The organism is Vreelandella jeotgali Hwa, from assembly GCF_000334215.1.
GTDB lineage: Bacteria > Pseudomonadota > Gammaproteobacteria > Pseudomonadales > Halomonadaceae > Vreelandella > Vreelandella jeotgali.
Window position 1 is genome coordinate 1 of sequence record NZ_AMQY01000022.1, and the last position, 22,880, is coordinate 22,880.

Annotated in this window: 21 protein-coding genes and 1 tRNA gene; 5 read left to right on the top strand and 17 right to left on the bottom strand. The window is 62.9% G+C overall.

Annotated elements, in window-relative coordinates:
• A partial coding sequence (locus C793_RS0110215; protein ID WP_017429231.1) for a helix-turn-helix domain-containing protein occupies positions 1-221 on the bottom strand: 221 nt, incomplete at its 3' end.
• A 56-nt stretch (positions 222-277) separates the two neighbouring features.
• Between C793_RS0110215 and tnpA the strand changes: the two genes are divergently transcribed.
• Positions 278-691, top strand: a complete 414-nt coding sequence (gene tnpA, locus C793_RS0110220) for an IS200/IS605 family transposase (RefSeq protein ID WP_017430850.1) — start codon at positions 278-280, stop codon at positions 689-691.
• 134 nt (positions 692-825) lie between these two features.
• Here tnpA and C793_RS0110225 read toward each other — a convergent pair.
• The 3 genes from C793_RS0110225 to C793_RS0110235 form a co-directional block, all read right to left on the bottom strand.
• Positions 826-902 (bottom strand) — tRNA-Arg (locus C793_RS0110225).
• Positions 903-1,046: 144 nt separating this feature from the next.
• Entirely contained in the window at positions 1,047-1,994 is a 948-nt protein-coding gene (locus C793_RS0110230) for an AEC family transporter (protein WP_017430851.1), read from the bottom strand.
• Positions 1,994-4,039: a diguanylate cyclase gene (locus C793_RS0110235; protein ID WP_245550219.1), complete on the bottom strand. Its 2,046-nt coding sequence runs from the start codon at positions 4,037-4,039 to the stop codon at positions 1,994-1,996. The genes C793_RS0110230 and C793_RS0110235 overlap by 1 nt, the downstream gene beginning before the upstream one ends.
• A 564-nt stretch (positions 4,040-4,603) precedes the next feature.
• Between C793_RS0110235 and C793_RS0110240 the strand changes: the two genes are divergently transcribed.
• Positions 4,604-5,773 carry a DcaP family trimeric outer membrane transporter gene (locus C793_RS0110240; protein WP_017430853.1) on the top strand — a complete coding sequence of 390 codons (1,170 nt, stop codon included), beginning with the start codon at positions 4,604-4,606 and terminating at the stop codon, positions 5,771-5,773.
• 84 nt (positions 5,774-5,857) lie between these two features.
• Here the strand turns inward: C793_RS0110240 and C793_RS0110245 are convergent, their stop codons facing one another.
• From C793_RS0110245 to C793_RS0110275, 7 genes are all read right to left on the bottom strand, one after another.
• Positions 5,858-6,898 carry a hypothetical protein gene (locus C793_RS0110245; protein WP_017430854.1) on the bottom strand — a complete coding sequence of 347 codons (1,041 nt, stop codon included), beginning with the start codon at positions 6,896-6,898 and terminating at the stop codon, positions 5,858-5,860.
• Positions 6,899-7,077: 179 nt separating this feature from the next.
• Complete coding sequence (locus tag C793_RS0110250) at positions 7,078-8,154, bottom strand: porin (RefSeq protein WP_017430855.1); 1,077 nt, start codon at positions 8,152-8,154, stop codon at positions 7,078-7,080.
• A gap of 305 nt (positions 8,155-8,459) precedes the next feature.
• Entirely contained in the window at positions 8,460-9,284 is an 825-nt protein-coding gene (locus C793_RS13855) for a ProQ/FINO family protein (protein ID WP_017430856.1), read from the bottom strand.
• Between the two features lie 17 nt (positions 9,285-9,301).
• Positions 9,302-9,928 carry a dihydrofolate reductase gene (locus tag C793_RS0110260; protein WP_017430857.1) on the bottom strand — a complete coding sequence of 209 codons (627 nt, stop codon included), beginning with the start codon at positions 9,926-9,928 and terminating at the stop codon, positions 9,302-9,304.
• Positions 9,925-10,743 carry a thymidylate synthase gene (locus C793_RS0110265; protein ID WP_017430858.1) on the bottom strand — a complete coding sequence of 273 codons (819 nt, stop codon included), beginning with the start codon at positions 10,741-10,743 and terminating at the stop codon, positions 9,925-9,927. Before C793_RS0110265 ends, C793_RS0110260 begins: the two co-directional genes overlap by 4 nt.
• Before the next feature lie 35 nt (positions 10,744-10,778).
• The gene (gene lgt, locus C793_RS0110270) at positions 10,779-11,603 is read right to left on the bottom strand and encodes a prolipoprotein diacylglyceryl transferase (RefSeq protein ID WP_017430859.1); all 825 of its coding nucleotides are present in this window, start codon (positions 11,601-11,603) and stop codon (positions 10,779-10,781) included.
• A 44-nt stretch (positions 11,604-11,647) separates the two neighbouring features.
• Positions 11,648-12,445 carry a sulfite exporter TauE/SafE family protein gene (locus C793_RS0110275; RefSeq protein ID WP_017430860.1) on the bottom strand — a complete coding sequence of 266 codons (798 nt, stop codon included), beginning with the start codon at positions 12,443-12,445 and terminating at the stop codon, positions 11,648-11,650.
• A 342-nt stretch (positions 12,446-12,787) separates the two neighbouring features.
• On the opposite strand from C793_RS0110275, the gene C793_RS0110280 reads away from it, so the two are divergent.
• Positions 12,788-13,561 carry an NRDE family protein gene (locus C793_RS0110280; protein ID WP_017430861.1) on the top strand — a complete coding sequence of 258 codons (774 nt, stop codon included), beginning with the start codon at positions 12,788-12,790 and terminating at the stop codon, positions 13,559-13,561.
• A gap of 39 nt (positions 13,562-13,600) precedes the next feature.
• Here C793_RS0110280 and ptsP read toward each other — a convergent pair whose 3' ends face one another.
• Both ptsP and C793_RS0110290 read right to left on the bottom strand, forming a co-directional pair.
• Positions 13,601-15,865: a phosphoenolpyruvate--protein phosphotransferase gene (gene ptsP, locus C793_RS0110285; protein ID WP_017430862.1), complete on the bottom strand. Its 2,265-nt coding sequence runs from the start codon at positions 15,863-15,865 to the stop codon at positions 13,601-13,603.
• A gap of 55 nt (positions 15,866-15,920) precedes the next feature.
• Positions 15,921-16,415: an RNA pyrophosphohydrolase gene (locus C793_RS0110290; protein ID WP_017430863.1), complete on the bottom strand. Its 495-nt coding sequence runs from the start codon at positions 16,413-16,415 to the stop codon at positions 15,921-15,923.
• Between the two features lie 236 nt (positions 16,416-16,651).
• On the opposite strand from C793_RS0110290, the gene C793_RS0110295 reads away from it, so the two are divergent.
• The gene (locus tag C793_RS0110295) at positions 16,652-17,308 is read left to right on the top strand and encodes a histidinol-phosphatase (RefSeq protein ID WP_017430864.1); all 657 of its coding nucleotides are present in this window, start codon (positions 16,652-16,654) and stop codon (positions 17,306-17,308) included.
• Here the strand turns inward: C793_RS0110295 and C793_RS0110300 are convergent.
• The 4 genes from C793_RS0110300 to C793_RS0110315 all read right to left on the bottom strand — a co-directional run bounded on the left by C793_RS0110300 (position 17,305) and on the right by C793_RS0110315 (position 22,220).
• Positions 17,305-18,393 carry a PqqD family peptide modification chaperone gene (locus C793_RS0110300; protein ID WP_169330553.1) on the bottom strand — a complete coding sequence of 363 codons (1,089 nt, stop codon included), beginning with the start codon at positions 18,391-18,393 and terminating at the stop codon, positions 17,305-17,307. The genes C793_RS0110295 and C793_RS0110300 overlap by 4 nt on opposite strands.
• 113 nt (positions 18,394-18,506) lie before the next feature.
• Positions 18,507-18,809, bottom strand: a complete 303-nt coding sequence (locus C793_RS14115) for a hypothetical protein (RefSeq protein WP_017430866.1) — start codon at positions 18,807-18,809, stop codon at positions 18,507-18,509.
• Between the two features lie 112 nt (positions 18,810-18,921).
• Positions 18,922-21,504 (bottom strand): ABC transporter permease, encoded by a 2,583-nt coding sequence (locus C793_RS0110310; RefSeq protein ID WP_017430867.1) that lies wholly within the window; start codon positions 21,502-21,504, stop codon positions 18,922-18,924.
• Entirely contained in the window at positions 21,501-22,220 is a 720-nt protein-coding gene (locus C793_RS0110315) for an ABC transporter ATP-binding protein (protein WP_017430868.1), read from the bottom strand. The genes C793_RS0110310 and C793_RS0110315 overlap by 4 nt, the downstream gene beginning before the upstream one ends.
• On the opposite strand from C793_RS0110315, the gene C793_RS0110320 reads away from it, so the two are divergent.
• The gene (locus C793_RS0110320; RefSeq protein WP_017430869.1) at positions 22,219-22,878 is read left to right on the top strand and encodes an arylesterase; all 660 of its coding nucleotides are present in this window, start codon (positions 22,219-22,221) and stop codon (positions 22,876-22,878) included. The genes C793_RS0110315 and C793_RS0110320 overlap by 2 nt on opposite strands.
• Positions 22,879-22,880 lie beyond the last annotated feature (2 nt).

Genomic DNA, 22,880 nt, shown 5'->3' on the forward strand with positions numbered 1-22,880 from the left:
TCCGCCTTTTTCAACCAGCCGTACTTTCGAGACTTTTTCGCCACGGGCAATAGTTTCTTGATGTCATGTTTGGCATTCAATGACTGGCCGTGACGCTTATAGCGATGGGACATGATGCGAAGGCCGGTATTGTACACAAAGCGCACCGAACCGAACTGGCGGTTCAGTAAATCCGCCTGTTCGGTGGTGGGGTAAATACGTACTTTGATGGCCTTCAGCATGTCAGTGCTCACTGCTACAATGCCTATAAATTAAGGTATAAAACGGAGAAAAGCAAGTGAGTGTACAAGAAGACTACCGACTAGGTAGGCACAGCGTCACGCGGCTGGTTGTTCACCTCATCTTCACAACGAAGTATCGCCGCAAGGTGTTCGACGGCTACATGATCGGCCAGCTTCAGGAGGCGTTTGAGTCTGCTTGTGAAAAGCTCGACTGCCGCATCCTTGAGTTCGATGGCGAGCAAGATCACGTCCATTTGCTCGTGGAATATCCGCCGAAGCTGTCGATCAGCGTACTGGTCAACAACTTGAAGTCCACGTCGTCTCGACGCGTGCGTTACCTGAATACGCATATCCCGCGTTTGAGCAAAAACGCCGCGCTGTGGTCGCGGTCGTATTTCGCCTGTAGTGCAGGCGGCGCCACTATCGAGACGCTTAAAGCCTATGTTCAGGGGCAGAAGACACCAGAATAGAACTGCTTCGCAGTTCCCGCTTGTATCTCCGCCCGCATTGGGGCGGAGGTTTACGCGGATTTTTGCTAAAGCCACACGCAAAGAAAAACGGCCACCCGGCATGTTAGCCAGGTGGCCGTTTTATATGTCCTTTTTGGTACCCCTACCAGGATTCGAACCTGGGGCCTTCCCCTTAGGAGGGGGACGCTCTATCCAGCTGAGCTATAGGGGCTTTGCTCTATGCTGTGCTCTCTGTGCGGCACTCAGTGAAATAGAGGCAATGCTATACAGGCAACGCCTAGGCAGGCGCTTAAAAGCGCGCACAGTGTAACCTAACCGGAGGCGTGCGCCAACTATCGTTGCTGGCCGGCAGAAGCTAAATCCACCCGGCGATCTGCAAAGCAAAAATGCCCAGCGTAATCGTGACGCTGGCGGCCAGGGTGGTCATGGCAATGATGTTGGCCGCCAGCGCCGGGTTGCCGCCCAGTACTCTGACCATGACAAAGCTGCCGGCAGCCGTGGGGCTGGCAAAATAAAGAAACAGCAGCCCCAGCTCGCGGCCGTCGAACCCCACCAAAAATGCCGCCAGGGTGGCCAGTCCCGGTAGCCAGAGCATCTTGAACAGGCTGGCACTAACCGCTATCTGTCCACTTTCACGTACCGAGGCGATGGACAGCGAACCCCCGATACAGATCAGCGCCAGCGGCAGTGTCAGCGAGGCAAAGAGGTCGCCGGTCTCCATGACCCACCCGGGCAGGGTGATATCCAGAGCCACAAACGGCAGTGCGGCGATGACCGCCAGAATCAGCGGATTGGTAGCGATGTTACGGAACAATGTGCCCGGGTGGCTCGACTGCCCTGGCTGGTGCACCAGCAGCGCCACGACCGAGAGGCTGTTATACAGCACGATGACCAGCCCCAGCAGCACGCTGCCGGCCGACAGGCCGTAGTCGCCGTACATGGCCTGAGCCAGCGCCAGCCCGACAATGCCACAGTTACCGCGAAACGCACCCTGGATATAGACACCTCGGTCGGCTCTGACCAGGCGATAGCGCGCCCACCCCCAACACAGGGCAAACTGACCGAAGGTCGCCAAAGCAAAGAAGGCCAGCAGCGGAAGGTTAAGCGCTACGCCCGGGTCCGCCCGGATCAGGCTGAGAAAAACCAGCGCCGGCAGCGTGGCCTTGAACACCAGGGTCGAGGCCGTGGCCACAAATCCGGCGTCAATCCAGCCGATGCGCCTCAGCCCCTGGCCGACAAACACCATGACAAAAACCGGCAGCGTCACGGCCAGGGTGCGCGCGAAGGTATCCAGCAGATACATCAGTCGAACAGCATCGCCGTATGATCGTTATCGTCGGGAAGGCTTACCACGACAGCATTGCGGCCCCGCGCCTTGGCCTCGTAGCTGGCGGCATCCGCGCGGGACAGCGCTTCTTCCACTGTCTGGTCGCTGTCGCTGAAAGTGGTAACGCCGAGGCTCAGCGTGACATGGTATTCCCTGCCCTCGCTGGCCACGCTGATATCGCTGACCGCCAGACGCAGGGAGTCGGCAATTTTTTCGGCCTGGCTCAGCGTGCAGCTGGGCAACAGCACGGCAAACTCGTCACCGCCCTGGCGGGCCACGTGGTCACTACGGCGTACTTCCCAGGCGACGATCTGGCCAATGCGGCGCAGCATTTCATCGCCCAGGGCATGCCCGCCTTCATCGTTGATGGGCTTGAAGTGGTCAAGGTCAAACAGCAGCAGCGCCGAGGGCGTGCTGGTTTTCTGGAACTCGGCAAAGGCTTCGCCCAGCCGGCGATCAAAACCGCGACGATTCAGCAGCCCGGTCAGTGGGTCGTGTTCGGCTTCCCAGCGCGCCAGAGCTTCGTCTTCGCGGCGCTGGGTAATATCCTTCATGGTGCCGACAAATCCCAGCGAGAAACCGCCCCGTGACAGCATCACCACTCGGGCATGCACCTCCAGCCAGAGCACCGCGCCGTCCGGGCGGACAAAACGCAACTGACGCAGGAACTCGTTGTTGGTAGCCAAACTGTGGCGCCACATGTCGTGGGTGCCGTCCCGGTCGTCCGGATGGACGTACTCCAGCCACTGAGAGGTAGTGGTGGTAGACGCCAGGCCCAGCACCTGCAGCAGGGCCGGATTCATATAGGTAAACTCGCCGTCAAAGTCGGCCACGAACATACCCAGCGGGGTGGCATCGAGAATCGCGTTGAGAAACGCCTCACGCTCCTGAAGGCTGGTCAGCAGCGTCTTGCGCTCGGCTTCCACGGCGTTGAACGTTGTGGCGATTTCCTGGAACTCATCAACATCGCTGGTCAGGTCGATACTCTCACGGCGCCCGTGTCCCACTTCACCGATCTGCGTCTCAAGGTGCTGCAGTACCTTGAGCATGCGTCCCAGCACCCACCACAAAAGCGGCATCATCCATAGCGCCATCAGCACCCAAATCCACCACAGCCGCTGAATAAAATCGGCCAGCGGCAGCTGAGCCTGATCCAGCGTCATGAATCGCCCGACGACCCAGCCGGCCGGCCAGACCTGAGCATACGACTGCAATCCCGGCTGACCGCTGAACAGCTTGCCCACGGCGTCGCCTTCCCAACCGCTCATGGCCAGGGGCAGGTTGGGGTTGGCCGAGACATCGGTAATGCGGGACATGATCTGATCGCGATCCGGATGGTAGAGCAGCTTCCCCGACGCCGTGAATATGGATACATAGCTGCCGTTACCGCCCTGCTGTCGCGCCAGACGAGCGAAAAGCCCGCTACTGCGCAGGCTCATGGCGCCACCCACAATACCGGCAAAGTCGCCGTTGGCGTCCCATCGCGGCACGCCGATCAACACCATGGGAATACGGCTGGCCCGCCCGATAAAAGGCTCGCTGACATGGGCATGGCGGGTGCCCTTGATCATGCGAAAATAGGCCCGGTCGGCAATATCCAGGCTGTTGCCGCCATCCGCGGCCGCTCCAATCAAGGGCCAGCTTGCTTTAACCCTGCCCTCGGGGCCGGTCACAATCAGCCGTTCAAACCATTCCAGCAGCGCATTGTTATGCTCCAATCGCCGCTGCAATGATTCCCTGGACGTCAAGCCTTCGGCGATCTCGGCAACGTGCTCGAGCGCGGTAGTGCGCGATTGCACCTGGTGGGTAATTTCATCCGCCAGCATGCCGGTCTCGTAGCGCAGGTGCGACAGGCTGGTCTCCTGCACCATGTTTTTGCCCAGATGCCAGGCCATGGCCAGCACCACCGCAACCAGCAATACCCAGGTAAAGGCAAGCCCCAGCACCAGACGCCCACGCAGCGAACGAGCGGAGAGCCATCCCCACCACCGCGCTCCGTTTTGTTTGGCTGTACTGTGCATTCGCGACACGCGCTATCCTATGCCGGATGGTTGAGGCTATAACGATTCATCAGGAAAGCCCTTGGCTGACAAAGAAGTCCTGCTTGCCGGTTGACCCTAGCATGAGCGCGTGGCCCGACTGACATTGGCGGCACGGCAGCGCCCCATGACCCTGCACTGAGCCCGTAAAGCCGTCTTGTAAAAAGAGCTTCATAAGAAAAGATTCATAAAAACGGGCTTGGTAAACCGGGCTTTGTAAACTGGGCTGTGTCAACAGTACCTGATCATTACCACGCTGGTGCATCAGGTTACAGGAAACACGCCCCCGGGTGGAGAGTTAAAGCGCTGGAAATGCTCCCGGCATGCTGCACATCAACAACAGGACGCACATCAATATAATAATAGTAATTTAATGTTTAACGACCGATTATTTAACTACTAAATAATTATTATGCGGTAAAAAACGCTAAAGTTGACCGCAATCAACATGGCCAGGGTCAGATGCCCCGTATTCTTGTCCGGCGTACGCAACACTCCGCCTGGCCGGTTATCGGCGGGCCACTCTCGATACAAGGATACGCTGCCATGACAGGTTATTTTCGCTTGACCCGCACCGCCCTGCCCGCCGGCATGCTGGCGCTGCTGATCAGCCAATCGGCTGGCGCGGTGGATTTTCAGGCCGGTGACACCACGGTCAGTCTTTACGGCTTTACCAAGCTCGACATGATCTACGATTCCGATAATAATCTGGGCGACCTGGCAGCGCGGCCGAAAATTCTGATCGACGGTCAGCAGGCCAGCGACGACCACTTCAACATGCATCCCTACCAGAGCCGTCTGGGCTTCAAGACGCTAACCCCCGTGGAAGGCAGCCCGCTGGAAACCAGAATCGAAGTCGACTGGATGAACAATCCGCCCAACGGCGGCGACCTGCGCCTGCGCCACGCCTACGGCAGCTGGAAGAATGTACTCGCGGGTAAAACCTGGACCAACTTCGGCAGCCGCCTGAGCCGCACGCCGATTGTCGATTTTGCCCCCAGCCCCGGTCAGAGCAAAAGCGGACGCAAGGCGCAGCTGCGGTATTCCATGGGCAACGTGCACATCGCCATGGAAAACCCCGACGCCGAAGACTATCGCGATAGCGTCGCCAGCGGCTTCAACAAGGCGCGAGGCGTCTACAAGGTCGATGATGGCGCCCGGCAGTCCATGCCCGATCTCACACTGCGCTATCAGGCAGCCAGCGACCGTCTGGCGTATTCCGCTGCGGCTGTGGGCCGCCGGCTCAGCGTTAGCAACGACAATGTGGACGATAGCGCCATGGGCTGGGGTGTGAGCACCGCGGCACGCTTCAAGGCTACCGATGCGCTCACGCTGCGCGGCGTGGTCACCTACGGCGACGGCATCGGCGAGTACATGCAGAACAACCCCACGGCGCCCGCGTTTGTCGACGGCGATGAGGTTGAAACCATCAGCGCCTGGGGCGCCAACCTGGGCGCCAGCCTGGCCGTGGGTCCCGGCGCGGTTAACCTGGGCTACGGCATCTCCCGCGCCGACCTGGACGATGTACGTGATGCCGGGCTGAGCGGCGCCGAGAGCGCCAACAAGCAGTTCGAGGCCGTGCATCTCAACTATATCTGGTCGCCCATGGATCACGTCAGCTACGGCATGGAAGCCGGCTACCATACCCGCGAAGTGGCCGACGGCCGCGACGGCGACGCGCTGCGCTTCCAGGGCATGGTCAAGTTCACCTTTTAAGCGCTTCCTGTTACATGCCTAAACAACTCGTGCCGCCGTCAACATGACAGCGGCACGAGTCTTCCTATCCGGCGCCATCTTGCGTCAATCGAGCTGCTGAACCTTGAGCTCGTAGTTATTGACACCGCTTCCGGCGCCGCCAAATTTCTGTCCCTTGACGCGAACGCGGTACTCGCCGGGTTCCAGCTCGCTTCGCAGGTCGACATCACCGTCAAAGCCTTCACCGGCATCCCGAGCCACCACGTTTCCCTCGCTATCCAGTATCTCGGCTTCAATGCGATAGGTGCCTTCATTGCCGGAGAAGGTGGAAGTGGTCACGGCCACGGTGCCCTTTTCCAGCACCTTGAACGTCATCACCTCGCCGCTGGCGCGGATCTTGACGTCGGTGACGACTTCTTCAAAGCTTTGCTGTTGTGACGCAGTGTCTTTACGGTCGGCGCTGTTAGCCGGGGCTGGGTCCGACTCGCTCGGCTTTTCGGTAGCCGGGGGGGCCGCGTCTGCCTCGGGCTCAGCGCTCGCGGCTGCCGGCGCTTCTGCCTGCTTCTGCGGTGAGCCGGACGACGGCGGCGCAACTGCGGCCACGGCGCTGGAGCGACGCACAAAGGCGGTTTTACCGCCCTCACGGCGGTTACCCACGAAGGCAATGCCGTCGCCACGGGAAACCCCGCCGTCGACGTCGGTGCCTTCCACCGTGACGAAAAAGCTATTGCCGCCGGCGTTGCCGCTGGAGCCAAACTTGTGGCCTTCCACTCGCAGCGTATAGTCACCCTTTGCCAGCTGTTGGGTCAGCTCAAGCCCGCCGGCATTGCCTAGACCTTTACCGCGCGCGACGACCTTGCCGCTGTCGTCCAGAAGCGTGGCAGCCACGCGGTAGTCCTCGGATTCACCACCCGAGACATGGCTGGCAAACGTATAGGTACCGTCCTTTTCCACGGTGAAGTCGTGCTGGTGCACGCGGCCGTAGAGAAAGCTGTCGCTGCGCACGTCATTGTCGGACTGGAGAAAACGCGTCAGATCGATCTGCTGGCCCTCTTCACGAAAGCGATCCTGCATTTCACTGGCCAGCGCCGGAGCGCTGACGACACCAAGGCCCAGCGCCAGGGTAAAAATAACTGCGGGTTTCATGGGCGATACTCGCTTGTCGGCTTACGAAAAAACATCACCAGGATAACAAAAAAGCCGACCCCAGGGCCGGCTTTTGTGCTGTTAGATGCCTGTTGGTGAGGTACCTTTTGAACAGGTCTACAGCTTTATCAACCCCGGCAGGGCGCACTATCGCCCTGCCGTGCGGGGTCGGTAACGGTTTAAAAGAGGTAAACCGCGCCCACGGCAACGCCGTCTTTGGCATCTTCGTCACGATCGTACGTCGCAGCCTCGACAAAGGTATACATAGCATCGGAGAGATTATAGGTTGCGCCAAGGATAACCTCGTTGCTGCTTTCGCTACTGGCAACAGAAGTGCTGTCCTGGTCGACATACTGATAGGCACCATAGATATCGCCCATGCCATAACCATAACGCGCGCCAAAGCCGTAAAAGTCAACGTCTGCTACAGCATCTTCACCGGCGTCAAATCGCTCGGCTTTCAGAGAGAGGCGAAGCGTATCGACGGTGTACTGCGCGGTGATACCGTACTGATCGCCGGCATCGTAGTCGAAAGTGGAAGGAGTAGGAGCAGGAGTCGAAGTAACAGTGTAAGTTCCGTCGTTATTATCGAGGTTGTCATACACAGCAGCGATAGAGAACGCGCCAGCAGTATACTTGGCACCGCCAAAGAACGAAGCGTTACTGTCAGATTCCTTTGCTACTTTATCAAAGCCAAACGCTTCGCCCTTATAGCTCTCAGCATCGCCTTCAAACTGGGTACCCACGGCGAACTGAAAACCGCTGAAGGAAGGTGAGGTGTAGGACACCTTGTTGCCTTCGCGATTTTCGAGGCCCACGATAAGGCCGTTGGAATCGGAGGCGTCAAAGTATTCGTTATTGGTGATCGGATCCTGAATCCAGTCGTCGATCAGCGGATCCCAGGAACCCACGCGCAGGTCGCCGAAGTTGCCTTTCAGGCCTGTGTAGGCCTGGTCACCGTCGGTCAGGCCGTTACCTGCGCCCTTGGCTTCGTCGGCTTCGTGCTCGAATTCGGCCTTGAAGTAGCCTTTCAGATCGCGAGTGATCAGGTGCTCGCCGGAGAAGCCAACGGTTGAGCCGTTGTCAAACAGCTCATCCTTGCTATCACCTGCAGCATCTTTCTGATTTTTATAGGCAATCTGGATATTGCCGTAAAGGTCGAGCTTAGTGCCGTCTTCGTTGTAAATCGTCGCCGCCTGGGCGCCGGAAGCAAAGGCAGCGCCCGCGATGGCAGTGGCCAGAAGTGTCTTTTTCATGGGATTGGTTCCTTGACTAGCTTGCTGTTTCGATCAGTCTGTCAGGCATGACGCCTGCCGTACGGCCTGAATAATGACCTTGGCCTTCGGCACATATCAGCCGAAATCGCCGTGATGTTTTCAAGCCTTGAGTTGTTGCAATGCTCGCAATTGCGACTTTATACCGGCCAAAAAAAGAACGCAATAGAAAAAACGCTGTTTTTTTACGTTTTATCGACGCTTCATTGAACGATAGCGCTCCCGGGATGTCTGAGGCCAGCGCATCTTGACCAGCGCTCCAATACACGTTCGGACGTTATAACGACTCAGTTGCCAAAGCGGCGCTGCAGGCTGGCGAGCTTTTCGTCCATGCTCAAGGGCTCGGCGGCTTTGGGTGCCGACTTTTGACGGTCTAGCTTGTGCTTTTTATGTTCCGCTGCCGGCGCTTCGGACGTTGCGGCCGATTTTGCCTGGCGCTTCCGGCTTGTTGCCCCGTCTTTCTGCGAACCGGTCTTTTGCCGTTTCGCGCTCATCGCCCACCGGCGCTTTTCCTCTGCTGCCTGGGCGGCGACCTCGTCCACGGTACCGGCCGGGTTACCGTCCAGGTCAATGCGCGCCGCGTCCTTGCGTACCGCCCTGGTGTAGCTCGGCCTGTTGACATAGCAGGCCAGCGCCCGGCGGATCAGCTTTTTCGACCAGGGCTCGTGGCGCGCTAGGTCCTGGTGAATGCCGATTTTCAGCGGGCGAACATGATCGTTGGCAAAGGCTTGTGGGTAGCGGCTATGCCATTGTTCCAGTAGCGCCCGGGGCGACGGCGGGACGGGTGCTTCGGCCTCTTTTGCCGGGGCCTGCGGCGCTTCGGCCGTATTGATGTCGTCGGCGGTGTCGGTATTGAGAGCGTCCGGGTTGGCGTGTTCCATGAGCGTTTTTTCCGTGTTGGCATTTTCGGCGGTGGCAGCCGTTGCGTCATCGGCAGGCCGGGTGTGCGAGTTGGCCGAAGACGCCGGCCAATGTTCACGGTCCGGCGCATCGCGCAGCGCCAGATCCGCCCTGAGCTGCCGGTTTTCCTCGCGCAGCGCGGCTATGTCGCGGTACGCCTTGCCCAGCCGCGCTTCCAGATCATCCAGCAGATGCGTCACACGTACAGGCATCCGTTGCGTCCTCGCTGTTACGTTATCGATTGGCCTGGATTGACAATCCCGGCCGGGTCGCTTCGGCGTTGATAGATCACAAACTCGTAGGCCGGCTGGCCCTGCGCCCGGGTTCCGGCTTCGCGGCCGGTCTCGTCCCATTGCGCCGAATCAATCTCGGGAAAAACCGCATCGCCCTGTACCCGGGTGGCGACTTCGGTGATATACAGCCGCCGGGCACAGGGCATGGCCTGGGCGTATATCTCGCCGCCGCCCATCACCATGATTTCTTCGGCACCGTCTTCCACGGCCCGATCATCGGCCAGCGCCAGCGCCCGTTCGAGGCTATGGCAAACCACCACGTCCGGCGGCGCCAGCTCGGCATCCCGCGTTACCACGATATTCAGCCGCTCCGGCAGCGCCCGACCGATGGAGTCAAAGGTTCGGCGCCCCATGATCACCGGCTTGCCTCGGGTCATGCGCTTGAAAAAGCGCAGATCGTCGGGCAGATGCCAGGGCAGGTCGCCATCCACGCCGATAACGCGGTTTTGCGACATGGCGGCAATCATGGCGATGGGCGTTCGGGTCGGTAGCGAGACGGCGACGCCGGTGCTCCCAACCGTCTGCTCAGCTGTGTTCCTGCTGGTGCTTTGATCAGCGATCATACGGCTACCTTCGCCTTGATGGACGGGTGGGCGTCGTAGCCCTCCAGCTGAATATCGTCGAAGGTGAAGTCCGTCAGCTCATCCACGTTCGGCGTCAGCGCCAGCCGAGGCGCCGCCCTGGGCGTACGCGACAGCTGCTCCCGAGCCTGTTTCAGATGATTGCTATAGAGGTGGGCATCGCCCAGGGTGTGGATAAACTCCCCGGGCGCAAGACCGGTAACCTGCGCCACCATGCTCAGCAGCAGCGCATAGCTGGCGATATTGAACGGCACCCCCAGAAAGATATCCGCGCTGCGCTGGTAGAGCTGGCACGAAAGTCGGCCGTCGGCCACGTAAAACTGGAAGAGGCAGTGGCAAGGCGGCAGCTGCATGTCATCCACCTGCGCCGGATTCCACGCCGACACGATCAAACGCCGCGACTGCGGGTGGGTGCGAATCTGCTCCACCACCTGGCGGATCTGGTCGACGTGGCCGCCGTCCGGGCGCGGCCAGCTGCGCCACTGATAGCCATACGTCGGCCCCAGATCGCCGTTGTCATCGGCCCATTCGTTCCAGATGCGCACGCCGTTTGCCTGCAGGTAGGCGATATTGGTATCGCCGCTTAAAAACCACAGCAGCTCGTGGATGATCGAACGCAGGTGGAGTTTTTTGGTGGTCAGCGCCGGAAAGCCCCGGGACAGGTCAAAGCGCATCTGATGACCGAACACCGAGCGCGTGCCGGTGCCGGTGCGGTCGTCGCGGTGGGTGCCTTCGTCGAGCACCTTGCGCATCAGGTCAAGATACGGCTGTTCCAGCGGGGGCGTTGCGGTTGCCATGACAGGGCGCTCCGTTGAGGGCAGTTTCAGGGGCGTCAGTCTGCCTTATCGGCCGGCGATTGTGTACCGGGATCAAGACTTACATCGACCGCCTGCCGGCGCGACCAGACCACCAGTATCAGGCCAAAAGCCATCATCGGCAGCGTCAATAGCTGCCCCATGGTCAGCCAGTCAAAGGCGATAAAGCCCAGCTGGGGATCCGGCCGGCGGACAAACTCGACGGCAAAGCGGCACACGCCATAGCCGATAAGAAACACGCCGGATACGAGCCCGCGACGACGCGGCCGAGCCGAGATCCACCACAGCAGTGCAAACAGCACCGCGCCTTCCAGCACGGCTTCGTAAAGCGCGGACGGATGGCGCGGCTGCCCCGCCGTGCCGGGAAACGGCATACCCCAGGGCAGCGAGGTGACCCGCCCCGGGAGCTCGTGATTGATGAAATTGCCGATACGCCCGGCGCCCAGGCCAACGGGCACCAGCGGGGCCACGAAATCCGTCAGGGTAAAAAACGCCAGACGCTTTTTATACGCAAACCAGCCGGATGCCAACAGCACGCCGAGCAGCCCACCGTGAAAGCTCATGCCGCCATCCCAGACGCGGAAAATCCACAGCGGATCGTCGGCCCACTGGCCGAGGCCGTAAAACAGCGCGTAGCCCAGCCGGCCGCCGAGCACCACGCCCAGGGCGGCGTAAAACAGGAAGTCGCTGACATCGTCCCGGGTCAGACCGAAGCGGGCCGCCCGGCGCCCGCCCAGCCACCAGGCGGCCACAAAGCCCACCACATACATCAGCCCATACCAGTGCACCTGCAACGGACCGAGCGATACGGCAACGGGGTCAATCGCGGGATAGGCAATCATTGGCGGCGGGCCTCAAACAGCAAACAGGGAAGAAAACGCGGAAATTAACTGACAATAAAGCGCACGCCCACGACCAGCAGCAGCGCGGCAAAGGCGTAGCGCATGACTTGTGCGGGCAAAACGTGGGCCAGCTTAACCCCGACGCGGGCGAAGGGCACGCTGGCCAGTACCACGCCGAAAAACGCCGGCCACATCACAAACCCGGTAGCGGCAGCCGGCAGCAGCGGGTTGCCCTGCCCCACGACGATGAACGTCAACGCCCCGGCCAGAGCAATGGGCAGCCCGCAGGCGGCCGAGGTTCCCACGGCACGCGTCATGCTCGCGCCGCAGCGCGACAGCCAGGGCACCGTCAACGTCCCCCCGCCGATGCCGAACAGCGCCGATACACTGCCGATGACCGCCCCGGCAACGCCCATGGCCAGGGTGCCCGGCGGGGCGCTGCCGGGTTTGGGTGCAATACCCAGCAGCATTTTGACCGCTACCAGCACGACAAATACGCCGAACAGCGTGCCCAGCACGGTGGCCGAGAGCCCGCCGGCCACAAAAACGCCGAGCACCGCACCCAGCACCAACCCCGGCAGCAGCACCTTGAGCCAGGGCAGATAAATGCTGGCTTTCTGCCAATGGCCGTACGCCGACGACGCGCCGGTGACCACGATCGTGGCAAGCGACGTGCCCACGGCCAGATGCACCACCACTTCTGGGGCGATGTCCTGCAAGCCAAACGCAAACACCAGCGCCGGCACAATGATAATACCGCCGCCGACACCGAACAGACCGGCGAGCGTACCGGCCGCGGCACCCAGTGCCAGATATCCCACCAGGGTAAGTAAAAGACTCATGGTACCGGGTCTCCTTTGTTACGCTGCCAGGCATTGAGTAAGCTGTTGCCAGGCAAAACACCCACCCTGACATGGCAATGCTGCAGGTCGCCGGGCCGCCCGGCGCTCAGCGGGCCAGTCTAACCGGGTGCCGATAGCCTGTCACGATCCCCATACTCCCGGAAACCCAGGGCTATCGCCGTTGGCTGTGCCCGAAGAGCCGGGGACAGGTCGAAGAGGGGTTCTACGCCAGGGATGGCGTAGATAGCGTCCAGGGATGGATTCATAGCGCCCCTCGCCGACCTGTTGACGGCTCGCCCGAGTGATTGATGTTAAATGCCACAGCCCTGCCAGGAGATCCCCATGTGTTTGCTCGCCCTTGATTGGCAACCCGGTACGCCTGTGCCGCTGCGCCTGATCGGCAACCGCGACGAGTTTCATGCCCGGCCTGCCGCGCCGCTGCACCGCTGGGCAACGGCAAGCGCACCGCAGATAACGCTGCTGGGCGGCCGCGACGAACAGGCCGGTGGCACCTGGCTGGCCGCCAACGCCTTCGGCACCGTGGCGGCGCTGACCAACGTCCGCGACCCCGGAGAAGAAACCCCGGCAAACGCCCCCAGCCGAGGCGAACTGGTTTGCCGGGCGCTTACCTGCCGCCACCTGCCCCGCTGGCTGGATGAACTGGCAAACAGCGCCCACCAATACGCCGGTTTCAACCTGTTGGTGGCCACCCCCGAGCGCCTCTGGCACCTGCATCACCGCCGCGGTGCCGCCACGCTCAACACGGTGGCCCCCGGAATTCACGGCCTTTCCAATGCGGATCTGGATACGCCCTGGCCCAAGGTGGAGGCGCTGCGCCACGCTGCCCGGCAGTGGCCGGCACATGGCGACTTCCCCGGCCCCGCGCTGGCCGCGATTCAGGACGACCGCCAGGCAGCGGATTCAGCCCTGCCCGATACCGGCGTGGGCCTGTCACTGGAGCGCACGCTGTCGTCAGCGTTCATTCGCGGGGACACCTACGGAACTCGCGCCACGACCTGGCTGAGCGTAACCGCCGCCGGACGCGTTGCCATGACCGAGCAGCGTTTTATGCAAGGTGGGCAGTTTATCGGCAGCGCGTCAGAGGCTATCGGCTGACGATGCCGGCTCGCGGCACCGGCGAACCGCCGGCGTCGATCAATCATCCTCGGGGGGCAGCAGGTGAGCCAGCTGCCACTGCGCCATGCGCCCTTTCAGATGCCGATGGACATCCTCGGGGGTATCCAGACGGATAATCTCATCGAGCAGATTGCGCGCATCGCTGAAGGCCACGCGACGGATGGCGGCGCGCACCTTGGGCAGGTTGGGCGCGTTCATCGACAGCCCGGTAAAGCCCATGGCCATGAGCAGCAGCGCTCCGGCCGGGTCGCCGGCCAGTTCGCCGCAGAGGCTGATGGGCCTGCCCAGCCGCTGAGCGTCCCGGGCGAGTCTATCGAGGGCCGTCAACAGCGCCGGGTGGAGGGCATCGTAGAGGTTGGACACCCGCGCGTTGTTGCGATCCACGGCGAGGAGATACTGGGTCAAATCGTTGCTGCCCACCGAGAAAAAATCGACCCGACTGGCCAGCGCATCCATCTGGTACAGCGTCGCCGGCACCTCGATCATCACGCCCACCCGAGGGCGGTCGACGGCGGTGCCCTCTTCGCCCAGCTCGATAATCGCGCGCTCGAGCAGGCCCAGCGCCTCGTCCACCTCGGCCACGTTGGTGATCATGGGCAGCAGAACGTAGAGGTTATTGAGCCCCAGCGACGCCCGCAGCATGGCGCGCAGCTGCACCATCAGCACCTCGGGATGATCCAGCGTCACGCGCATGCCGCGCCAGCCCAGAAAGGGATTGGCCTCGTCGATGGGGAAGTACGGCAGATCCTTGTCACCGCCGATATCCAGGGTACGCATGACCACCGGCAGCGGCGCAAAACCCTCGAGCTGGTCGCGGTAAAGGCGGGTCTGCTCCTTTTCGCCGGGAAACCGCTCCGTGATCATGAACGGCACCTCGGTGCGGTACAGCCCCACCCCGCTGATGCGGTTTTTCAGCACCCCGATGGCATCCACCGCCAGGCCGGTATTCACCATCAGCGGCATGGCATAGCCGTCGGTGGTGGCACTGGGCCGGTCCTGTTCGTATTCCAGCAGCTCGCTAAGCTCGCGCTCTTCGGCGACCAGGGTAGCGTAGTGGTTTTCCAGCTCCGGCCCCGGGCGCACAAACAGCCGGCCGCGGTGGCCGTCGACAACGACCGGTGCGCCGGACAGGCGTGGCAGCGGCAACTCGGTCATGCCCAGCACCGTGGGAATACCCATGGCGCGGGCGACAATCGCCACGTGCGAGGTGCTGGAGCCGCGTACCGACACCACCCCCATCAGCTTGTCTCTGGGGACTTCACCCAGCAGCGCTACGCTGATCTCGTCGCCGACGAGCACGGTGTTGTCGGGATAGACGTCCGGCCTGGAGGGCGTATCCTCCTGCAGGTGCGAGAGCACCCGGCGCCCGAGGTCGCGCACATCGGCGGCGCGCTCGCGCAGATAGTCGTCGTCCACCCGCTCCAGGTACTGAACGTGACGGCGCACCACGTCGGCCAGCGCCCCGGGCGCCCACTGCCCTTCGCGGATACGCTTTTCCACCTCGGTGGAGAGCGCCGATTCGCCCAGCATCTGCTGATAGACATCAAAGAGGGCGAGTTCCTGGGCGGATATGCGCTTGGCCAGCCGGCGACCGGCCGCGCGGATTTCTTCGCGGGTGCTGGCGATGGCCTCTTTCAGGCGGGCGACTTCAAAGGCTTCATCGCTGGGAATCAGGTCCGGAACGCTATTCAGATCGGCGGGCGGCGCGATGACAACGGCCTCACCCATGGCAATACCCGGCGAGGCCGGAACGCCCTTGAACATGACCTGGCGTTTGGCCTGCGCTGGCCGGGTCACATGCCCGGTAGCCAGGGCATGAGCGAGTACGCCGGACAGCTGAGCCGCCATGGTAACCAGAAAAGCCTCGTCTTCGTCGGTGTAGCGGCGCTTCTCGGCCTGCTGCACCACCAGCACGCCCAGCATGCGCCGCTGGTGAATGATGGGAATGCCCAGAAAGCTCGAGTAGCGCTCTTCACCGGTGGATTCAAAATAGCGAAACTGCGGATGGGTCTGGGCATCCTCCAGGTTCAGGGGCTCGCTGCGCATGGCAACCAGCCCGACCAGCCCTTCACCCCGGGGCAGCACCACCTGACCCACCGCCTGGGTACGCAGGCCGATGGTTTCCATCAGCACCAGCGAATCAACGGCCTCGTCGTACAGGTAAAACGAGCATACATCCGTCTGCATGGCCTTGCGGATGCGACGCACCATCGTGGCCAGAGCGGCGTTGAGGTGGCGCGCGCCGTTGACCTCCTGAATAACGCGGCGCAGCACCTTCAGCATGGACGTTTTACTGTTCACTTCAGGGGCCTCGCTGTGGGTTGGGTGCTGCCCGCGACTAATACGTTCCCTCCCGGGCAAGGCGCTGAAGACGCGGCGAAAGCTCGCGCAGCGCGCGCCGGTAGACTTCACGCTTGAACGGCACAACCTGCCCAAGCGGGTACCAGTAGCTCACCCAGCGCCAGCCGTCGAACTCGGGGTCGGGCGTGGATGTCATGCAGATCCGACTGTCCTGACAGCGGATCCGGAGGAGATACCATTTCTGTTTCTGGCCGATACACACCGGCCTTGAACGTGTGCGTATCATGCGTCGCGGGAGGCGGTAGCGCAGCCATCCCCGGGTAGAGCCAACAATGGCCACATCATCGGCTTCGAGACCGATTTCTTCGTATAACTCACGCAAAAGAGCTTGCTGAGGTGTCTCGTCTGCCTTGATGCCTCCCTGGGGAAACTGCCACGCATTTTGCCCGACCCGACGCGCCCAAAGCAGCTGCCCTCGGGTGTTGGCAATGATGATGCCAACGTTGGGGCGAAAGCCGTCTGCGTCGATCACGGACGTCACCTTGATAAAATGTTAATTACGCCCATTTTTTCACAAATTTGACAGAACTGGCAATAGTCCGGAAGGCCATCATCCAACCGGCGCAGGGCCAGCGGAAGGCAAACACCGCTGCCCGATGGGAAAACCCCGCCGCATTTGCCATAATCCCGCCGCGACGCCCGTCGTCCTCAAGCCACGCGAGGTCCGTGGCGTACCGGGATCTGTCATCAACGTTCAAGGGGAATGCCGTGAGTCTGGCCATTTTCGATCTGGATAACACCCTGCTATCCATCGATAGCGACCACGCCTGGGGGGAGTTTTTGCTCGAACAGGGGGCGGTGGATGCCAACGCCTACCGCGAGGCCAACGAGCGTTTCATGGCCGACTACGAAGCCGGCACCCTGGATATCAACGCCTTTCTGGCCGTGGCGTTGAAGCCGCTGGCGGACAACACGCCGGAACAGCTCGCGGCCTGGCACCAGCAGTTCATGGTCGCCAAGATCGAGCCGCATATTCTCCCCCGCGCCGAAGAGCTGATTGCGCGTCACCGCGCCCAGGGCGATACCCTGCTGATTATTACCGCCACCAACCGGTTTATTACCGACCCGATCGCCGAACGCCTGGGCATCGACCACCTTATCGCCGTGGAGCCCGAAGTGCACAACGGCCGCTATACCGGCCGAGTCGCCGGCACCCCCAGCTTCCGCGACGGCAAGGTAACCCGCCTGCACCAGTGGCTGGACACGCAGCCCGACACCCTGGACGATGCCTGGTTTTACAGCGACTCGCACAACGACCTGCCGCTGCTGGAAATTGTCGACAACCCCGTGGCCGTGGACCCCGACGACAACCTGCGCCAGGCGGCGAGAGAGCGTGGTTGGCGCATCATGTCGCTGCGCGGCTAGCCGGCCTCGGCCGGCTCGACCAGGCCGGCCCCGTGGAGCGCCGCCATGAGCGCAGCCACATCATCGCCAACCTCGGCTTCGGGGCGGCAGAAATGCTCGGCCAGCAGCGCGCCCAGCTCATCCACCGCCAGCGGCTCTTCTCCGAGCAGCTGCCAAACCAGCCGCCCGGTGAGGTTCAAGCGATGAATCACGCCGGCGGACAGCTGAATCAGGAACAGCTCGTCCCCCAGCGGATAGGTATCGACCCCGGCACTCGGCTGCCATAGCGTGGTTCTTTCCACGGGCAAAAGCCGGGCGTTATCCTCCGGCGGCGCAAACGTTGGCGCGGGCTCAATGGCACCGGCGTCGCCCTCTCCTTCCAGAACGCTGGCCAGATGCCGAGCGCCTGCCAGCGGGTCGCTATAACGCAGCAGTAAACAGGGTACCCGCTCCATCAACGGCAAAAATCGCGCCATCAGGGCCTGCGGCAAGGTTTCCCGGGCGAAGTTCTGGCACAGCAGCTGCAATAGCCCGTCCCCCGGGGATAATTTGACCGCCTCCGGCCTAACGGGCGTATCGCTGCGCTCCAGCAGTACCAGAGCGCCTACCGGGCAGGTTTCACCCGACTGCGCCAGCCCGCCTTCGAAGGGCAGCACATAGCGATAACGATCGTCACTCGGGCCGGCATGACGGCCGATGTAGCGGGTCAATTCCGCCGGTAACGAGGCCGGCAGCGGCAAGCGCAGGCGCGGCGCTACCCCCATTGCCACGCCCTCTCCATCGGGCGTTAGTCCCAGCACATCGTCGCCGAAAATTCGATAGCCGGCGGCGGCAAACGCGGTAGACAGCGTCGACTTGCCCGCCCTGCTGCCTTGCGGAAACAACGCCAGCCGGCCGTTGATCTCAACGCTGCCGCAGTGCAACCCTATCAGCTCGGCGTCGTGTTCCAGGCGCCGGGACAGCAGATCCGCCGCCAGGCTACAGGCGGCCGAGGCCGGCGACGGTAACCGGAATTCTTCGTCGGTGCCTGGATCGCTCTGCCATAGCCCGTCGGCGTCGCGATAGACGTACAACTCCGGTGCCGGCCCATCAGCCGGGCGCGTCATCAGGGACCAACCCGAAAGAGCCAGCGTCAGGGCTTCCAGTACGTCCGGAGCATTATAGACTCGCAGACAAAAATCCAGGCCAGGTAACATCACATCAACAGCCAGGTGACGCATTAACGATCCGGTGGCCCAAGAATAATATCTTCCAAAATCAGTGTCGGATCATCTTTATACTCTCGCACACGCCTACGGTGGTTCCCTTCATAGCCCGAGGGACGCGAATAGCTGGGGCGTGAATAACTCGGCCGTGAATAGCTGATGCTTGAATAGCTGCTACTGGCACGGGCCTGCCCCACGCTGAACAGCGTTGGCGCGACATAGGCCCCGGCCATTCCCGTGCCCAGTGCGGCCAGCAGCCGGCGACGACGCTGGCGGTGGCTATCGCCGGCGATGGCGTTTTCGTTATGCGCTGACATGGCGTCTCCTGAATACAGGCCGATTTATCGAACAGCGTTCATGGTAATGCCGGGAGGCTCGGCTCTCTACGCCAGCACCGGTACTTGCGCGATGTTTATCGATTTGCAGCGCTCACACCTCTTCGACCAGTGTCAGGCTGGCGGCCGGGGCCTGACGGCGCAGCCCCCGCGACAGCGCATGGCCGATAGCGCCGATCAGCAAGGCGCCTCCCGGCGGCAGTACGAGCCATACCCAGCCGTGAAAGCGCACCGGCAGATCCAGCCAGTACCCGGACAGCAGCGCCGTCGCCAGCTCCGCCAGCGCGGCACCCAATAGCCCGCTGGCGCCGCCCAGCAGAGCAAATTCGGCGCCCTGCATACGCGAGATCAGCCGGTTGCCGGCGCCAAAGACGCGCAGCAGCCCGCTTTCGTGGGCGCGGGCCGGCTGGCTGGCCGTCAACGCCGCGTAGAGCACGCTAACGCCGGCCAGCAGCACCAGCACCAGAATCAGCTCCACGGCGCGCGTGACCTGCGAGAGCACGTCACGCACCTGGCCCAGTAGCGCATCCACGTTGAGCAGTGACACTCCCGGAAAACGCTCGATCAGCCGATTAACCAGCGCCGGGTTGCCCTCCGGCAAGTAAAACGCGGTGATGTAGCTGTGGGCAAAGTCATTGAGAATGCCCGGCGGAAAAATCACGTAAAAGTTGGGCGTAAAGCTGTCCCAGTCGAGGCTGCGCAGGCTGGTAATGCGTGCGGTCAGCGACTCGCTGCCGATACGGAACGTCAGCGTATCGCCCAGCGTCAGGTGCAGCCGCTCGGCCAGACCGTCCTGCAGCGAAATCGGCACCGGCGTCCGTGCCGGCCCGGTATCCACCGCCTCCAGCCAGCCGCCGGGCGCGTTGTCCGCCGAGGCGCTGTGGTCAGCGGCGGCATCGGCAAACCACTCCCCGGCCACCACCCGGTTACCGTCGGGCACCTCGGCTCGCCAGGTCAGATTCAACGTCCGGCGCAGGGCGTCATCACCCCGGGCATCGGGCGGTAGCGTTTCCTGCGGCGGCTGGCCGTTTATCCGGTTAATGCGCCCGCGCACCATGGGATACAGGGCGCTTTGCGACTCGACGTCCGAATCGATAGCGTCGGCAAATGCCTCGCGCTCGCCGGGCTGAATGTTGATGGCGAAATAGTTGGGCGTGTTGTCGGGCAGCCGTGCCTGCCAGGTGGAGAGCAAGTCGCCGCGTACCAGCACCATCATCGCCATGGCAAAAAACGTGATGGCAAAGGCCAGCAGCTGGCCCAGCCCGGCCTGGCGCCGGCGCGCCAGCTGGCGGCCCCCCAGGCGTAGCGCCCGCGACATCTCGGAGCGCCCGGACAGCCGCCCGGCAAGCGCCAGCACGCCGCTCAACAGCAGCCTGGCGCAGACCCAGAGCACACCCAGCGCCAGCATACCGCCGAGCAACAGCGTCACGGCGAGGCTGAAGCTGGCGGAATACAGCCACAGCAGCCCGCCAAACACCGTCGCCGCTGCCGCCGTGACCAGCCAGGCCGACGGCGGCAGCGGGTCCAGCTCCCGGCGCAAGACCTTCAGCGCGCTAACGCGCTTGATGCGCAGCAGCGCCGGCCCGGCAAAGCCCACCAGCACCGCCAGCGCGGTCAACACTCCCAGAAACAGCGGCGCCGGCCCCGGCGCGGGCAGGGTCAACGGCAGAAAGTCCGCCAGCAGCCATACCAGCAGCGCCTGCCCGACCAGCCCGGCCAGCGCGCCCAGCAGCGAGGCCACCAGCGCCAGCCCCGCCAGCTGGCCGGCAAAAATCAGCGTCAGCTGGCGCTGACTGGCGCCAAAGCAGCGCAGCAGCGCGGCGGTGTCCAGGTGGCGTTCCACATAGCGCCGGCTGGCCATCGCCACGGCTACTCCGGCCAGCAGCACCGCCGCCAGCCCGGCAATACCCAGATAGCTTTCCGCTCGGTTCAGCGCGCTCCCCAGCCGCGGACGGTCGTTGCGCACATCGCGCACCTGCACTCCGTTTTCGCGCAGCCGATCGAGTAGCGGCGCCAAACTGTCCAGCGCCTCGGGCGCGCCGGCGCCCAGCAGCGAATAGTCGATCCGGGAGCCGGGCTGCACCAGGCCAGTGGCCGCCAGATCGGCCGCGTTGAGCATCAGCCGCGGGTTGAAGCTGCCAAAGCCGCCGGAAGGATTGGCCTCGCGCTGGATAAAACCGCTGACCTGGAGCTCGGCCTCGCCGACTCGAAGCGTATCGCCAATGCCCAGCCCCAGCAGGGATTTCAGCCGCGGATCGGCCCAGACACGACCGGCCTCGGGCGGGCGCTCGAGGCTTTGTGTTGTATCCCCGCCTGCCACTCGTGAGCTGCCGTAAAGCGGCCAGCTACTGTCTACCGCCTTGAGGCTGGCCAGCTGGAAGCGCTCGTCGCGCTGCAACATGGAGGACATTTCCACCTGACGACTGACCGCCAGGCCGGCGTCCTGCAGCCGCTCCACCAGCGAGTCGTCGAACGGCTCGGGCTGCTCCAGCACCAGGTCGCCGCCCAACAGCTGCCCCGCCTGACGCTCCAGGCCGCCTTCCAGACGGTCGAGAAAAAAAGCAATCATCGTCGCGGCGGCCACCGCCAGCACCAGCGCGACGAACAGCGCGCGCACATCGGGAGCGCGCAGGTCGCGCTTGAGACTGGTCAACGCCAGCCGCAGAGCCGGGGTCATGGCGTGGCCTCTCGAGTGTCGGGATCAAACGCGCTTAGACGCCCGTTCTCCAGTCGCAGGCAGCGGCTGCAGCGCCGCGCCAGGGCGTTATCGTGGGTCACCAGCACCAGGGTGGTGCCGGCTTCGCGGTTCAGCGAAAACAGCAGCTCGATCACCGCCGCGCCGGTCTCCGGGTCAAGGTTGCCGGTGGGTTCATCGGCCAGCACCAGCTCGGGGTCGGTGACAAACGCCCGGGCCAGGGCCACGCGCTGCTGCTCACCCCCGGACAGCTGTTTGGGCAGATGTGCAGTGCGCTCGCCCAGTCCCACCCGGGAGAGCCACTGCCGCGCGGCGACGCGTCGATTACCGCCGGGCGCCAGCTCCAGCGGCAGCGCCACGTTTTCCTGCGCGGTCAGCGTGGGTAACAGCTGAAAGTTCTGGAACACAAACCCCACGCGCCCGGCGCGGAGCGCAGCACGATTATCTTCATCCAGCGCGCCGAGCGGCTCGCCGAACAGCGCCAGCTCGCCCTCGTTGGGTGTATCCAGCCCGGCCAACAGCCCCAGCAGGGTCGACTTGCCCGAACCGCTTTTGCCCAGGATGGCGACGCTCTCCCCCGCCGCTATGTCCAGGGAAAGCTCGTGTAGGATGGCAAGGGTATCTGCCCCGCTTGTCACGCGCTGGGTCAGGCCGGCGGCATGAATCAACGGCGCGGCAGCAGAAGAGGAGTCCGACATGAAAGTGTGTATCCCGAGAAAAAAAGAGGAGTGGCAAAAGCGCGCCGTTGGCGCTGCGCTTGTCGTTCTGGTCCTGCTCACGGCCGCATCGGCCGCCGCCGATACGCGTCCGACGCTGCTGGTCATGGGCGACAGCCTAAGCGCGGCGCACAACATCGAGCAAGACGCCGGCTGGGTGAACCTGTTGCGCCAGCGGCTTGACGACAGAGCCAGGGTCGTCAACGCCAGCATCAGCGGTGAAACCAGCAGCGGCGCCGCTGCGCGCCTGCCCGAACTGCTGGAGCAGCACGCCCCCGAGCTTGTCGCGCTGGAGCTGGGCGGCAATGACGGCCTGCGCGGCCTGCCGCCCGACGAGCTTTACGCCAACCTGGCGCAGATGATCGAGCAAAGCCGCGCGGCAGACGCCCGGGTTTTACTGCTGGGCATCGACATTCCGCCCAACTACGGCGAGGCCTACCGCGACGCTTTTACCCGCGTCTATCCCCGCCTGGCGGCCGATTATCAGGTGGCGCTGCTGCCCTTTCTCCTCGATACCATCGCGCTGGACGAGTCGCTGATGCAGGACGACGGCATCCATCCCACGGCCCAAGCCCAGCCACGAGTGCTGGATAACGTCTGGCCGGTGCTCCAGCCGCTGTTGAAAGCCGCCGAGCACTGAGC